We start from the raw sequence: 14,002 nt of genomic DNA, 5'->3' as shown, positions 1-14,002 counted from the left end.
AGTGGAAACGGCGGGATGTCCGGGTCGTGCGCCGGTCGAAACGGTTGCGCCGCAACGCGAGAACCCCGGCATCGCAGGCGTTCCGGGTGCCGTCGGGGAGGGCGGCCGAGGCCGCGTCAGGCGAACCGCTGGTACATCACGTGCAGGCCGACGAGCCCGTCGCGGCGGTGGTCGAACGCCTCGGGCACCGTGCCGATGATCTGGAATCCGAGTGCCTGCCACAGGTGCACGGCGGGTGCGTTGGTCTCGACGACCGCGTTGAACTGCATGCCGTGGTAGCCCTCGGCCCGGGCCCAGGCCAGAACGTGCTCGCCGAGCGCCCGGCCGACCCCCCGGCCGCGGGCGGCCGAGTCGACCATGAAGCTCGCCGTCGCGACGTGCGCGCCGCGGCCGGGCCGGTTCGGACCCATCTTCGCCGAGCCCAGAATCCGCTCGTCGTCCACCGCCACGACGGTCCGGCCCGGTGCCTGCTCCATCCACCACGGACGGGCGGCCTCGCTGGTCAGGTTCTCCGGGAAGGCGTACGTGTCGCCGGCCTCGACGATCGCCGTGAAGAACGGGTAGATCAACGGCCAGTCGGCGGCCTCGGCGGTACGAATGATCACGACAGCAGGCTACCCGCGCCCCGATGGCGCGGGTAACCCGGTTCGCGGCACGTCAGGAGATCTTCCGGCGGTAGACCCGCATCGCCAGCGCGTACGCGAGGACGAGGATGCCGACGCACCACCCTGTGGCGATCCAGATGTCGTGACCGGCGGGCTGTCCGTCGAACAGCGCGCGGACGGCGTTGACGATCGAGGTGACGGGCTGGTTCTCGGCGAACGCCTTCACCGGGCCGGGCATGGTGGCGGTGGGGACGAACGCGGAGCTGATGAAGGGCAGGAAGACCAGCGGGTAGGAGAACGCGGTCGCGCCGTCGGGGGAGGAGGCAGCCAGGCCGGCGATCATGGCGACCCAGGTGAGGGCGAGGGTGAACAGCAGCAGGATGCCCGCGACCGCCAGCCACGCCAGGATGCCCGCCGAGGTCCGGAAGCCCATGATCAGCCCGACGCCGATGATGACGACGGCGGAGATGGCGTTGGACACCACCGATGTCAGGACGTGTCCCCAGAGGACGGCCGAGCGGGCGATGGGCATGGAGTGGAAGCGTTCGAAGATGCCGCTCTGCAGGTCGTTGTAGAGCCGGTAGCCGGTGTAGGAGATGCCGCTGGCGATGGCGATGAGCAGGATGCCGGGCATCAGGTAGTTGGTGTAGTTGGCGGTGCCGGTCTGGATGGCGCCGCCGAACACGTACCGGAACAGCAGCATGAACGCGATCGGCATGATGGTGACGGTGATGATGGTGTCCATGCTGCGGGTGACGTGCCGGATGGACCGGCCGAGCATGACGTTGGTGTTGCCGACGACGTGCGCGCTCATCGCTGTGCTCCTTCCGGGGTGGCGGCGCCCTTGCCGACGATGGACAGGAAGATCTCTTCCAGGGTGGGCTGGCGTTCGACGAGTTCGGTCTTCGCGGGCGGCAGGAGCTTGCGCAGGTCGGCGAGCGTGCCGGAGACGATGATCGTGCCCTCGTGGAGGATGGCGATCCGGTCGGCCAGCTTCTCCGCCTCGTCCAGGTACTGGGTGGTCAGCAGGATCGTGGTTCCCTTGCCGGCCAAGCTCTGGATCTCCTGCCACACCTCGATGCGGGCCTCGGGGTCGAGGCCGGTGGTCGGCTCGTCGAGGAAGATGACCGGCGGGTCCCCGATGAGGCTCATCGCGATGTCCAGCCGGCGGCGCATACCTCCGGAGTAGGTGCCGACGCGGCGGCCGCCGGCGTCGGTGAGGCCGAACCGTTCGAGCAGGTCGTCGGCGACCTTGCCGGGCTCGCGTACCTGCCGGAGCCGGGCCACCATGATCAGGTTCTCGCGGCCGGTGAGGATCTGGTCGACGGCCGCGAACTGTCCGGTCAGGCTGATCGACTCGCGGACCTTCTCCGGCTGGGCGAGCACGTCGAACCCGTGCACCCCGGCCGTGCCGCTGTCCGGCTTGAGCAGCGTGGACAGGATGCGCACGACCGTCGTCTTGCCGGCGCCGTTGGAGCCGAGCAGCGCGAAGATGCTGCCGGCGGCCACGTCGAAGTCCACGCCCCGCAGGACGTCGAGCTTGCCGTAGGACTTGCGCAGGCCGCGGACTTCGAGGGCGAGGGGTGTGGTTGCCATCTCCGATGTCTCCTTACTCGACGATCACGCCGGTGGGCGCGACCCCGAAACCCTTGAGGGCGGCGTAGGTGAGCTTGTCCATCCGCGCGCCGGTGAAGTCGATGGTCTGCAGGGCCTTGTAGTACCGCTTGCTCCAGCCGCCCCGGAACGAGCAGTCGCGCAGGATCGCGCCGCGCATCGAGATGCCTTCCAGACCCGCCTTGTCGAACCGCACGCTGGTGAAGACGGCGCCGTCGAAGTTCAGCCCGCGCAGGTCGGAGACGGAGAAGTCCACACCGGTGAAGGTGCAGCGCTCGAAGACGGTCTTGCGCAGGTCGGTCTTGCGGAACGCGACGTCGGTCAGGGCCGCGTCGGCGAACCGGACGCCGTTGAGCCCGGACGAGCTGAACTCGGTGCGTACCAGGCGGGAACGGCGGAACGTGGCGTTGGACAGGTCCGAGGTGGTGAAGTTCGCGTCGGTCACGTTCGCGCCGTCGAAGTTCACGTCCCGCATGTCGCTGCTCTTGAACTTGCTGCCGGTCAGGTCGGCGTTGGAGAAGTCGGAACCGCGCAGCGCGCTCGCCCCGAACCGGCCCTTGCGGGCCGCGACGCCGGCGAAGTCGCTGTTCTCCAGGGCGCTGGCGTCGAACCGGGTGACCACCTGTCGTTCGAGGACGCGGGACAGGTTGGACACCTCGCGTACCGTCTCCTCGATGTCGCCGATGCTGTCGACGGTCAGTTCGAACGCCGCCGCCTCGTCCTTGCCCTCGGCGAGCAGCTCGCGGTACCGCTCCTGCAGGTCGGCGAGCAGATCCGTCTTCAGGTCGCCGAGGCTCTTGGTGCCCTCATAGGGGGCGAAGACGCCGTCGACGTACTCGTTCAGCTTGTCGGTCATGGTGTTCGTCCCTCTCACAGCAGCGTGTCGAGTACGCGCTTCGCGTACTCCCACGTGGTCTTGTTGGTCTCGTAGGTGGCGCGGCCCTTGTCGGTGATCCGGAAGTACTTGCGCCGGCCGCCCTGGGATTCGTCGCCCCAGTACCAGGTGATGTCGCCGTCGGCCTCCAGGCGGCGGACGCTGGAGTACATCGTGGCTTCCTTGAGTTCGTATTCGCCCTGCGAGCGCTCGGCGATCAGCTTGACGATCTCGTAGCCGTAGCGGTCGGACTCCGTCAACAGCCGCAAGATCATCGTGTCGGTGTTCCCGCGGAGCAGGTCCGACGAGATCTTGTTGGTGCTCATACCTCACCTCCTGAGATACAAGGTAGCTCGCAGTACTGTGACTGTCAAGGTACTTGGATCGCAGGGGTAACCGGAAGCGCGAGGCAATACGGAAATGTGCTGGTCAGCGCGGTGCCAGCTCGGTCGCCACGCGGACGAAGGCGGCGACGGCGGGCGATCGGGAGTCCCGGGGCCAGGCGAGCACCAGCGTCGAGGGCGACAGGTCGAGCACCGGCCGGTACGCGATCCCCGGCCGCGCGTGCAGCCGCGTCACCGAGACCGGCGTGAACCAGACGATCTCGCCGAGCTCGACGAGGCTGAAGATCTGGGCGAGATCCCTTTTCGGGGCGTCCGGCGGCGGCGCCTCCAGCCCACCCGACTTGGCGAGGGTGCCGTCCGGCAGGAAGCGGTCGGCGAGGTCTGCGAGCATCAGGCCGGACCGGGCGGCCAGCGGGTCGCCGACCGCCAGCGCGACCAGGCGCGGCTCGGTCAGCAGCGGCTCGACGTCCAGCGTGGCGTCCTCGACCGGGCCGGGCAGCAGCGCGACGTCGGCCCGGCCCTCGCGCAGGGCGGGCAGCTGATCGCCGCGCCCGCCGAGCGACACCTCCACGGGCAGGGCGGCGGGCTCCCGCGCGTACCGGGAGATGATCTGCGGTAGGAGGCCCGCGTCGTAGTCGGCCTTGAGGGCGACGCGCAGGGCGGGACGGGGGCGGCCGGCGTTGCGGGCGCGGTGCTCGGCGGCGCTGACGGCGTCCAGGGCGGTACGCGCGTCGCGCAGCAGCACCTCGCCGGCGGGAGTGAGCGTGACCTGCCGCGTGGTGCGCTCGAAGAGCGGTACGCCGAGCCGGCGCTCCAGCTCCCGGATGGCCCGGGAGAGCGGCGGCTGCGCCATGGCGAGGCGCTCGGCCGCCCGGCCGAAGTGCAGCTCCTCGGCGACGGCGACGAAGTAGCGCAGCTGGCGTACCTCCAGGTCACTCATACTCTGAGGGTATCAATGCGGACCGGATCGGTCCTTCAGCCCGGCGCCGGTCGCGGGTTGACTGATCGGCATGATCGTTGTGACCGCCCCGACGGGCAACATCGGCCGCCGCGTCGCCGAGAACCTCCTCGAAGCCCACGCCCAGGTACGCGTCGTCGCCCGCGACCCGGCCCGCCTGACCGACCGGGTCCGCCGCGAAGCCGACGTGGTGACCGGATCGCACGCCGACCCCGACGTCGTGGCGAAGGCGTTCGCCGCCGCCGCCGCGGTCTTCTGGCTGGCCCCGGCCAACTACCAGGCCGCCGACGCGCTGGCGACCTATGTGGACTTCAGTCGCCCCGCCGTACGCGCGCTCGCGGAGAACGGCGTACCGCGGGTGGTCGGGATCTCGGCGCTGGGCCGCGGGTCCGGGCTCGAAGCGGGCGCCGGACTCGTCTCCGCCTCGCTGGCCATGGACGACCTCATCGCCGGCAGCGGCGTCGCGTACCGGGCGCTGTGCATGCCGTCCTTCATGGACAACGTGCTCTGGCAGGCGGAGTCGATCCGGGAGACCGGGCTGTACTTCTCGCCCGTGCGCCCCGACCGCCCGGCACCCATCGTCGCGACGCGGGACATCGCCGACGTGGCCACCCGGTTCCTGCTCGACTCCGGCTGGACCGGCGCGGCCGAGCAGCCGGTGCTCGGGCCCGAGGATCTGTCCAATGACGACCTTGCCGAGATCATGAGCGACGTGCTCGGCCGGCCGGTCCGGTTCCAGCAGACCGGGCTGGACGCGTACCGGGAACGGTTGCTGGCCGGCGGGCAGTCGCCGTCGATGGCGCAGGCGATGATCGACATGGTGCGGGCCAAGGACGAGGGGCTGGACAACTGGGTGACGCGTACGCCCGAGGCGACGACGCCGACGACGTTCCGCCGGTTCTGCGAGGACCGCCTCAGGGCCGCCTGACGGGGCGACCGGCGGTAGGCTGGCCGGCATGCACCCGGAAGATCCCGAGTGGGTGAGCATCCTCGCCTACGACAACCTCCCCGAGAACCCGCAGCCGGCCCAGGCACTGGCGGCTTGACTGTTCGACCGGGGCATCGACTGGAACCCGTTCGACGACGACGTGCGGGTGGCTCTGATCTGTGGACGGTACCCGGACGGGACGCCGTGGGGCTCGCTGAACATCCGGATCCGGGCGCAGGCGCTGTGGAAGCTCGGCCTGCACCCGGACCAGCCGGCCGCCCGGATCGTCGGGCCCACCCCGCCGGCCTGGTGGCGGGCGGACGCGTTGCGGCGCAGGGGAATCCGGCGATGAGACCGGCGCCCGCGGCAGCCGTCGCCGGCCGGGCTCGTCGCAGCCGGGCTTGTCGCAAGCCGGGGTTCGTCGCGGCCGAGGTTTCAGGCCGCGACGGGCACGGCGATCCGGGTCCGGATCAGCCCGCGGTAGGTCGCCTCGATCTGCTCGGCGATCCGCGGCCACGGATAGCGGGCCAGCACCCGCTGCAACCCGCCGACCCCGTACGCGTACCGCAGGGGTTCGCAGTCCAGCAGGGACTTCAGGGCCCGGGCGAGGGCGACCACGTCACCGGGTTCGACGAGGAGCCCGCAGGTGCCGTGCACGACCATGTCGGTCAGGCCGCCGAGCGCGTACGCGACGACCGGCGTACCGCAGGCCATGGACTCCAGCGGCGTGAGCCCGGACGGCTCGCGGGACGGCGTGCACACGACGACGTCCACCCCGCGGTACAGGCCGGGCATCTGGGCCCGGGGGACCGCCCCGAGCAGGTGGACCCGGTCGGCCACCCCGTACGCCGTGGCGGCCGTGCGGAGCTCGCGCGCGTACGGGTCGGACGGCAGCGCGTACCGGGGCGGGCCGCCCGCGATGAACAGCTCGGCGCCCGGCAGCGCGCGCAGCACCCGGATCACGTCGGCGTGGCCCTTGCGCTCGGCCAGCCGGCCGACGGACAGCAGCCGGGCCGGGCGGCCGAGCGGGCGGTCCGCGGGACCCTGCGGTCCCGGCAGGAACAGCCGGATGTCCACTCCGGACGGAACCACCTCGATCCGCGAGCGGGCCACGCCCAACCGCAGCAGCTCGTCGACCTCGTCCCCGCTGCGCGCCACGATGCGGTCGGCCAGCCGCGCGACGAGCGGTTCGAACCCGGCCCGCCGCGCCGGTAGGCCTTCCCCGTCCTGCCCGCGGCGCGGGACCCCGCCCAGCGCGTGGAACGTGACCGACACGGGAATGCGCCCGTCCGCGCGCGACTTGGCCGCCTCCAGGGCGGCGACACCGCTGAGCCAGAAGTGGGCGTGCAGCACGTCCGGCGGCTCGCCCTCGGCCCACCGCCCGGCGAGCCAGCGCCCGAACTCCGGCAGGAACGGCAGCAGGTCCTCGCGGGCGAGGGTCTCGGCCGGGCCGGCCGGCACATGCACGACGCGTACGCCGGCCGCGGTCTGCACGACGTCGGGCAGCCCGGGATCGTCGCGGCGGGTGTAGACGCGGACGTCGTGCCCCCGCCGGGCGAGCGCCGTCGCCAGTGCCTCGACGTGCACGTTCTGGCCGCCCGCGCCGGACCCGCCGGGTGGGGTCAGCGGGCTGGCCGTCGCGGAGATCATTCCCACGCGCAGCCGGCGTGAAGGTCGAACGGATGACGTCACCCGGTCGGCCTACCCCGCGTCCGCGCTGGTAAACGCGATTCTCCGGGCCGTTCCTCCGTCCCGCGCGGGGACTGGCGTCCTATGTCCGGGTCCGGTCAGGCAACCGCCGCGGCGCGGGCGTCTCCCGTCTCCGTCGACCGCGGCATCTCGCCGGCCGGGTGGGATGCGGCGGTTGCCGGAGACGGGAGCCAGAACGCCAGCCGGCGTACGCCGCCGAAGGTCGCGGCCACGATGCCCGCCTCGTTCCAGGCCACGGCGAGGACGCCGGCGTCGAGCCGGAAGTCGGCCAGCGGCTCCCGGCCGTCGACGGCCCAGACCGCGACGAGCCCGCGCGACCCGCCGGCGAAGATCTTCGTGCCGTCGGGGGAGAAGGCGAGCGCCCGGATCGGTTCCTCGAAACCTTCCAGGTAGTTGGTCCACCGGTTCGGCGCGTCCGGCCCGGTGGTGTCCGGCCCGTCGGCCGCCTCCAGGCAGATGTAGCCGTAGTCGCCGGCGGCCGCGAAGATCCCGTTCGCGGCGACCGCGACCGTGGTGACCGGGAACGGCGGTGTCGTGTACGGCCCGGTGACGGTGCCGTCCAGGGCGACGGCGCGGACCGACTCGTCGGTTCCGTAGAGCAGGAGACGGGCCTGCCCGGGGAAGAACCCGGCACAGCCGACCGGCTCCGGCCCGGTGTACGCGACCTCGCGCGACTCGCAGTCCCACACCCGCAGCCGATGATCCGTGCCGGTGTACGCGAGGTACCGCCCGTCGGTCGAGAAGGCGAGGCGGCCGCCGGTCGCCTGCTCGTCGAGGACGACCGGTGCCGCCTGACCCGCGGGATCCGCCAGCCGGAGCCCTTCGACGGCCGACGAGGTGAACGCCACCCGCCGGCCGCCGAGGGCCAGCGCGAGCGCGGCCGGCTTGCCGAGGGCGTACCCGGTGGTCTCGTTGGTGGCCGCGTCGTAGCCGGTGACCTGGTCGGTGGTGTGCCGGCCGAGCAGCCCGGCCGAGCCGTCCGCCGTGAGGGCCGCGGTCGCGACGGCGTACGTGTCCGGCTCACCGGCGGGTTCGGCGCGGTCGACGTCCCAGACGCGTACGCTGCCGTCGATGGAGCCGCTGGCGAGCCAGGTTCCGTCCGGTGCGACGGTGACGGTCTCCACCCACTGCGTGTGCCCCCGCAGGACCGCCCAGGGTGCTCCGGTGGTGTCGGCGTCCCACAGCAGGATCGCGCCGTCGTCGCCGGCCGAGGCGAACCACGACCCGTCGGGCGCGAAGACGATGGAGTAGACCGCGCCGCCGTGGCCGACCAGGGTCTGGCGCTGCCGCCCCGTCACCGGATCCCAGGTACGCAGGACGCCGCCGACGGACGGCCCGGTGACCAGCGTGCGGCTGTCCGGCGAGATCGCCAGGGCGGACTCCCACCCCTCGATCCGGGCGCGCTGCGTGCCGGTGGCGAGGTCCCAGGTGCGTACGGACATGTCGCTGCCGATGCTGGCGCACCAGGTTCCGTCGGGTGCCACCACGATCACGTCGATCTCGGCGGTGTGGCCTTTCAGGGTCGTCTGGGCGAAGACCGCGCCGGCGGTGACGATCTGCAGGTCGCCGTTGGACCGGCCGGTCACGAGCCGGCCGTCGGGCAGGGCCGCCATCGCGGTCACGCTGAGGAAGGTGCTCATGGTCCGCCCGGTACGCGGATCCCAGATGGACAGCCGCTTCTTGTCGTCCCGGGTGGCCACCCAGGTCCCGCCGGGGTCGACGGCCAGCCCGACGACCTGGCCGGTGTGTCGCGTGTGGACGGCCAGCGGCTCGCCCTTCACCGTGTCCCAGGTGCGGGCGGATCCGTCGGAGTGGCCGGTGGCGATCCAGGTGCCGTCGGGCGCGATCCGCATCGAGCGTACGCGGCCGTCGGGGTAGTGCAGGACGCCCCGGTCGACGCCCGTCGCGGCATCCCAGAGGCGTACGTGCCAGTCCCCGGCCGCGGCGAGCCAGCCGCCGTCGGGTGCGATGCGGACGGCGTACACGAGGTTGGCGAAGTTCGCGTGGACCATCCGGACGGCGGGCGCCGGAGCGGGCAGGAGATCGCGGGGCCGCAGCCGCGGCCGGTCCGGGGCGCCGATGTTGATCGTCGTGGCCTGCGGCGCCCAGTCGGGATCGGTCGCGAGCACGGCGACGGTGATGTCGGCCAGCCCGGAGAACGACCGCGTACGCCCGAGCAGGTGGGCGCTCTGCGTCCAGATGCGGCGCATGCGGACCGACCGCTCGGTGCCCGCGGTGAGCAGGTCCGCCTGGGGAGCCTCCGGCCCGTTGCGCAGCAGGCGCAGGATCGCCCAGCGCAGGTCGGTGGCGAGCCGCTCGGCCGCCGCCGGGCCGTCCGCGTCGCGCAGGTGCTCCACGACGTGATCCCACAGGTAGCGGTGCTGCGCATCGAGCCGCCACCAGGCCGTCCCGCCGTCCTCGGCCCGCGGCAGGTCGGCGGCGACGATCTCCAGCAGGCGGGTGTGCAGCCGGGCGAGCACCTCGGGCGCGAGCTCGCCGCGCAGGTAGTCGCGCAGGACGTCGTGCTGGGCGACCCGGCCGCCCTGCTCGGCGTTCAGCGTGATCAGGCCGAGCTCGGCCAGCCGGCGCAGCAGCGTGCGCGTGTCGATCTCGGCCAGGTCGGCGGTGGCCGCCCAGAGCCGCCCGATCAGGTCGACCGGGATGGACTCGTCCTCGGCGAACACCGCCAGCTCCCGCAGGCGCTCCAGTTCGTCGGGGCCCAGCAGGCCCGTACTCGCCGCGACCGTCGCCTGCACCGCGTCCGCGCGCTGCCGTGGATCGCCGACGTCGAGGTCCGCGGCCGTCCCACCGCCGACCGCGTCGATCGCGCCCGGTCCGCGCGTCTCGATGCGCCCGCACAACTGCGCCGCGTACGCCGACAGATCCGTGACGCCGGTGCGCTCCGCGCTGGCCAGGATCTTGTTGACCAGCCCCAGCAGCAGCGGCCACCGGCCGGTCGCCGCGAGCAGGGTGTCCTGGACCGGCCGGTCGATCGTCCCGCCGAGCCCGCTCAGCAGCAGCCGGCGGGCCTGGGCCTCGGTCATCTGGTCGACCTCGACGGCCGCGCCCCGGCCGACCATCAGATCGGGATTGCGGGTGGTCACCAGCCGGGCGCAGTGCCGCCCGCCGGCCAGGAACGGTTCCAGCTGCCGCAGCAGCCACACGTCGTCGATGACGATCAGCCGGGGCGGCCCGTTCTCCAGCACGTAGGCCAGCTGCCTGCCGGCCTCCCGGGCGTCCGTCGAAGCGGCCACCGTGTCCGGCGGCCCGGCCTGCAGCGTGACCTCGTTGACCTTGGCGGCCAGGGCGCCGTTGCCGATCACGTCGCGCCCCAGCGTCACCCAGATGACGTCGCCGGCGAACCGGCGGCGTACCCGGGGATCGGCCGACACCATCCGGGCCAGCGTCGTCTTGCCGAAGCCGCCCGCCCCGTGCAGGCCGGTCGTCAGGCCGACGGTCGCGCCCTGGGCGGCCCCGGTCCCCAGCAGCGCCCCGACCACCGCTTCGAGCTCGTCCGGCCGTTCGACGTCGGAGCCGTCCACCGAGGTCTCCGCCCGCAGCCGGCTCCGCAGGAACTTCCGGCGCATGCCGTCCAGCCAGGTGAAGGTGGCCGTCGCGAGGCCGACCGGGCCGAGTCCGCGTACCCAGTCCAGGGCGAGCCCCATCCCGCGGGCGGGGAACCAGCCGGCCACCAGGTCGAGGATCGGGGGCAGCCACAGGATCGACCACACCAGCACCGTCCCGGCGCTGACCAACGGTACGCTGCGCGTGCTGATCCACCGGGCGGCCGCTCGTATCATGCCCCGAGTCTGACCGTCACGAGTGGACGGACGGTAGGGCCGATAGCCTGGCGGGGATCGCGTGGACGGTCAGCCCTTCCTGGCCGCTCGGTCCGTGCCGGCGGACCGCCGCGGGGTGGCCGCCCCGACGGACGGCCACCCGCGTACCGTCAGCAGTCCCGCAGCTCCGGCGACTGGTTCAGCAGCTGCCCGCGCGGCGACACGAACGCCCGGTACGCCGGACCGTCCACCAGCGACGGATCGAAGGCCGCGACCCGGTGGCAGTTCTGGAAGGCGAGCTTGACGCCGAAGTGGCGCTCCAGGCCGCCGCGGATGGCATCGCTGGCCAGCGCGCGCAGCAGTTGCCCGCGCTCGGTCTCGCTCGGCGGCGGCACCTCGTGCTCGCCGACCCGGTCCGGGCTGACCCGCTGGGCGGCGACGGCCCGGCCGACGACGCTCCAGGCGTACGGCAGGGACTCCCGGACGACGGCCATGAACTCGTCGTCGCCGACGGCTCCGGCCTCGGCCCGTTCCAGCACGGCGGTGGGTACGTTCAGGGACATGATGGTTCTCCTCACTGTGCGGTGATCTCTGTGCGGTGATCTCTGGCGGTGATCCCTGTGCGGTGGTCTCTATGCGGTGATGACGTCGCCCGGCCGTCCGAGGACGAAGCCGTGGTCGATCTGCGCGCTCAGGTCCTCGCCGACCTTGTCGTTCGCCCAGCCGGTCGCGTTGCGCCGGTGGAACAGGGCGGCCTGCTCGGCGTACCGGCGCCAGTCCTTGGGGCGGGCGTCGAGGGCGGTACGCATCGCGGCCAGCGCGGCGGCGTTCGCCGGTTCGAGACCGCCGATCGGGCCGACGTGGCCGCGCTCGGCCGCCTTCACGTACGCCGACCGGCCGATCCAGGCCAGCAGGGCCGTGCCGGTGTGCTCCCGCAGGAACTCCACATCGGACTCGTCGTCGACCTTGTTGCCCACCACCGCGATCGGTACGCCGTACTCCGCCGCGTAGCCCGCGTACTGGCGGTAGACCCCGACGCTGCGCACGGTCGGCTCGCACACCAGGAAGGTCAGATCGAACCGGGTGAACAGCCCCGAGGCGAACGCGTCCGCGCCGGCCGTCATGTCGACGATCGCGTACTCGCCGGGGCCGTCGTAGAGGTGGTTGAGGAACAGCTCCACCGCGCCGACCTTCGAGTGGTAGCAGGCCACGCCGAGATCCTCGGTCGCGAACGGTCCCGTGACGGCGATCCGGACTCCGCCGACCTCGCGTACCAGAAGATCGTGCAGCGGGCTCGGACCCGCCACGGACAGCAGCCGCGACCCGCGGCCCGGCGGCGTGGTCTTGACCATCGCGGCGGCCGAGGAGATGCGCGGGTTGTCGCCGCGCAGGTACTCCTTGATCGCGGGCAGATGATCGCCCATGGCGGGCAGGAGCAGGGCTTCCTCGTCGGTGGCGCCGAGGGCGGCGGCGAGGTGCTGGTTGATGTCGGCGTCGAAGGCGAGAACGTGCCCTGTCCTGGTGACGTGCCCTGCCCTGGTGACTTGCTCTGCCCTGGTGGATTGCTCTGTCCTGGTGCGGTCGGCGGTCAGGGCGCGGGTATCGGTGGTCAGGGTGCGGGCGAAGAGGGCGGCCAGGGTGGTCTTGCCGCTGCCGCCCTTCCCGACGAAGGCAACTTTCACACCGATATTGAATTCCATTTTCAATAAGCGGGCAACGCGACGCGCCGCCGCACACCGATCGCGCTTATGGTGAGACGCAGCGGAAGCCGAGATGGCCCGTGGTGGTGTCGATCGCTTGCGGCAGCCTCGCCGCCGGCCGGTACCGCCGGCAGTAATTGGGCGCGCAGAGGTACGAGCCGCCCTTCATGACGCGCCGCCCGATGCGCGCCGCCATCGGCACTTCGGGATCGACGGACAGCGCCTCGCGCCCGCCGGACGGGTTGACGCGAACCGCTGGGCCGCAACAGGAAGCGGCCGGTGCCTTGAAGGACGACCACCACGAGGACGTCCACTCCCAGACGTTGCCGATGGCGTCGTAGAGGCCGAAATCGTTGGGCGGAAAGGATCCCACCGGCGACGTGTAGTAGTACCCGTCGTCCTGCGAGTTGGCGACGGGGAAATCGCCCTGCCACACGTTGGCGAGATGCCGGCCGCCGGGCGTGAGCTCCTCGCCCCAGGCGTAGGACGAACAGCTGCCGGCGCGGGCCGCGTACTCCCATTGGGCCTCGGTCGGCAGGGCCTTTCCGGCCCAGGCCGCGTACGCTTCCGCATCGGCGTACGCGACGTGGACCACGGGATGATCGTCCAGTCCGGACAGATCGCTGCCGGGGCCCTGCGGGTGGCGCCAGTCCGCCCCGGCGACGCTGATCCACCACCGGTACGCGTCCGCCAGCGACACCGGCCCGGCCGGCGCGACGAAGACCGCGGAGGCGGGGACGAGCAGGGCCGGATCGGCGCCCGGATAGTCGCCCGGGTCGGGGGCGGTCTCGGCCAGCGTCACGTAGCCGGTCGCGGCGACGAAGGCGGCGTACTGGCGGTTGGTGACCGGGTGGGCGTCGATGCCGAACGCGTCGACGCGTACGCGGTGCGCCGGTGCTTCCTCCGGGTAGTGCCGGTCGGAGCCCATGGTGAACTCGCCACCGGGCAGCTGGACGATCGTCCCGATTTCCACCATGACTAGCCAGTATGCCGGATATCGTGCCGACGTGGTCTCGTCCACCGTGCCGTCAAGGCGTCCTGCCCCTCGCGTCACCGCGATCGTGATCGGAATACGTGATCGATGAATTGCGGGCGTGCCGTGACGGGTCACCCGGTTGTGGGACGAGCAGCTCACCGGGCAGACTCGGATTGTGGACCACACCCCCTGGACCCCCACTCTGACCCTGGAGACCCGCACCGGGCACTGCCGCCTGCATCTGGAGGGCATCACCTACGGCAACGGCCGCGACCTGCAGGAGGCCGGCACCGACCTGCTCGTGCGCCTCTTCGACCTGGCCGTCGGCGTCCGTCAGGAGGGCTACCGGCTGCCGTCGGGGGTGGACCCGCGCGTACCGGACTTCCTCTGGGAGATCGGTGAGCTGGCCCTGCAGGGCGGAGACCTGCGCGGCCGAGTGTTCGGATAGTCCGTATTAGTACGGTGAGATGGCTTATGCGCTGATAGCGTGGGATCCGAATCGTGCTCACCCTCG

14 protein-coding genes are annotated in these 14,002 nt (G+C 72.1%); 3 read left to right on the top strand and 11 right to left on the bottom strand.

The annotated features are described in order from the left end of the window. Nucleotides 1-116: 116 nt before the first annotated feature. The 6 genes from G401_RS0122490 to G401_RS0122465 all read right to left on the bottom strand — a co-directional run bounded on the left by G401_RS0122490 (nucleotide 117) and on the right by G401_RS0122465 (nucleotide 4,377). Entirely contained in the window at nucleotides 117-605 is a 489-nt protein-coding gene (locus G401_RS0122490) for a GNAT family N-acetyltransferase (protein WP_027344276.1), read from the bottom strand. 52 nt (nucleotides 606-657) lie between these two features. Beyond that, complete coding sequence (locus tag G401_RS0122485) at nucleotides 658-1,419, bottom strand: ABC transporter permease (RefSeq protein WP_027344275.1); 762 nt, start codon at nucleotides 1,417-1,419, stop codon at nucleotides 658-660. Beyond that, the gene (locus tag G401_RS0122480) at nucleotides 1,416-2,201 is read right to left on the bottom strand and encodes an ABC transporter ATP-binding protein (RefSeq protein WP_027344274.1); all 786 of its coding nucleotides are present in this window, start codon (nucleotides 2,199-2,201) and stop codon (nucleotides 1,416-1,418) included. The genes G401_RS0122485 and G401_RS0122480 overlap by 4 nt, the downstream gene beginning before the upstream one ends. A 13-nt stretch (nucleotides 2,202-2,214) precedes the next feature. Beyond that, complete coding sequence (locus G401_RS0122475) at nucleotides 2,215-3,075, bottom strand: pentapeptide repeat-containing protein (protein ID WP_027344273.1); 861 nt, start codon at nucleotides 3,073-3,075, stop codon at nucleotides 2,215-2,217. A gap of 14 nt (nucleotides 3,076-3,089) precedes the next feature. Beyond that, complete coding sequence (locus G401_RS0122470) at nucleotides 3,090-3,419, bottom strand: PadR family transcriptional regulator (RefSeq protein ID WP_027344272.1); 330 nt, start codon at nucleotides 3,417-3,419, stop codon at nucleotides 3,090-3,092. A gap of 103 nt (nucleotides 3,420-3,522) precedes the next feature. Continuing rightward, the gene (locus G401_RS0122465) at nucleotides 3,523-4,377 is read right to left on the bottom strand and encodes a LysR family transcriptional regulator (protein WP_027344271.1); all 855 of its coding nucleotides are present in this window, start codon (nucleotides 4,375-4,377) and stop codon (nucleotides 3,523-3,525) included. Between the two features lie 70 nt (nucleotides 4,378-4,447). On the opposite strand from G401_RS0122465, the gene G401_RS0122460 reads away from it, so the two are divergent. Both G401_RS0122460 and G401_RS0122450 read left to right on the top strand, forming a co-directional pair. After that, complete coding sequence (locus G401_RS0122460) at nucleotides 4,448-5,323, top strand: NAD(P)H-binding protein (RefSeq protein ID WP_027344270.1); 876 nt, start codon at nucleotides 4,448-4,450, stop codon at nucleotides 5,321-5,323. Nucleotides 5,324-5,483: 160 nt separating this feature from the next. Continuing rightward, entirely contained in the window at nucleotides 5,484-5,675 is a 192-nt protein-coding gene (locus tag G401_RS0122450; protein WP_211240805.1) for a hypothetical protein, read from the top strand. A gap of 83 nt (nucleotides 5,676-5,758) precedes the next feature. Here G401_RS0122450 and G401_RS0122445 read toward each other — a convergent pair whose 3' ends face one another. From G401_RS0122445 to G401_RS47570, 5 genes are all read right to left on the bottom strand, one after another. Then, a complete protein-coding gene (locus G401_RS0122445; protein ID WP_027344268.1) occupies nucleotides 5,759-6,985 on the bottom strand; it encodes a glycosyltransferase in 1,227 nt (408 codons plus the stop codon). Between the two features lie 125 nt (nucleotides 6,986-7,110). Continuing rightward, nucleotides 7,111-10,833, bottom strand: a complete 3,723-nt coding sequence (locus G401_RS47575) for an NB-ARC domain-containing protein (RefSeq protein WP_034592663.1) — start codon at nucleotides 10,831-10,833, stop codon at nucleotides 7,111-7,113. A 149-nt stretch (nucleotides 10,834-10,982) separates the two neighbouring features. Then, complete coding sequence (locus tag G401_RS0122435) at nucleotides 10,983-11,375, bottom strand: SCO5389 family protein (protein ID WP_027344267.1); 393 nt, start codon at nucleotides 11,373-11,375, stop codon at nucleotides 10,983-10,985. A gap of 69 nt (nucleotides 11,376-11,444) precedes the next feature. Next, nucleotides 11,445-12,494 (bottom strand): ATP-binding protein, encoded by a 1,050-nt coding sequence (locus G401_RS0122430; protein WP_027344266.1) that lies wholly within the window; start codon nucleotides 12,492-12,494, stop codon nucleotides 11,445-11,447. 64 nt (nucleotides 12,495-12,558) lie between these two features. After that, nucleotides 12,559-13,488: a formylglycine-generating enzyme family protein gene (locus G401_RS47570; RefSeq protein WP_034592662.1), complete on the bottom strand. Its 930-nt coding sequence runs from the start codon at nucleotides 13,486-13,488 to the stop codon at nucleotides 12,559-12,561. Nucleotides 13,489-13,663: 175 nt separating this feature from the next. On the opposite strand from G401_RS47570, the gene G401_RS0122420 reads away from it, so the two are divergent. Further along, complete coding sequence (locus G401_RS0122420) at nucleotides 13,664-13,936, top strand: hypothetical protein (RefSeq protein ID WP_157546126.1); 273 nt, start codon at nucleotides 13,664-13,666, stop codon at nucleotides 13,934-13,936. Nucleotides 13,937-14,002: the final 66 nt, after the last annotated feature.

Origin of the sequence: Hamadaea tsunoensis DSM 44101, assembly GCF_000428945.1 — a bacterium.
Lineage (GTDB): Bacteria > Actinomycetota > Actinomycetes > Mycobacteriales > Micromonosporaceae > Hamadaea > Hamadaea tsunoensis.
The sequence above is the reverse complement of the archived record's forward strand: the minus strand, read 5'-3'. Positions and strand labels throughout refer to the sequence as shown.

Excerpts from the sequence above, each read along its gene's own strand:
- G401_RS0122470 (WP_027344272.1), bottom strand. The coding sequence starts at position 3,419 with ATGAGCACCAACAAGATCTCGTCGGACCTGCTCCGCGGGAACACCGAC.
- G401_RS0122480 (WP_027344274.1), bottom strand. The coding sequence starts at position 2,201 with ATGGCAACCACACCCCTCGCCCTCGAAGTCCGCGGCCTGCGCAAGTCC.
- G401_RS0122460 (WP_027344270.1), top strand. The coding sequence starts at position 4,448 with ATGATCGTTGTGACCGCCCCGACGGGCAACATCGGCCGCCGCGTCGCC.
- G401_RS0122465 (WP_027344271.1), bottom strand. The coding sequence starts at position 4,377 with ATGAGTGACCTGGAGGTACGCCAGCTGCGCTACTTCGTCGCCGTCGCC.
- G401_RS0122485 (WP_027344275.1), bottom strand. The coding sequence starts at position 1,419 with ATGAGCGCGCACGTCGTCGGCAACACCAACGTCATGCTCGGCCGGTCC.
- G401_RS47575 (WP_034592663.1), bottom strand. The coding sequence starts at position 10,833 with ATGATACGAGCGGCCGCCCGGTGGATCAGCACGCGCAGCGTACCGTTG.
- G401_RS0122475 (WP_027344273.1), bottom strand. The coding sequence starts at position 3,075 with ATGACCGACAAGCTGAACGAGTACGTCGACGGCGTCTTCGCCCCCTAT.
- G401_RS47570 (WP_034592662.1), bottom strand. The coding sequence starts at position 13,488 with ATGGTGGAAATCGGGACGATCGTCCAGCTGCCCGGTGGCGAGTTCACC.
- G401_RS0122435 (WP_027344267.1), bottom strand. The coding sequence starts at position 11,375 with ATGTCCCTGAACGTACCCACCGCCGTGCTGGAACGGGCCGAGGCCGGA.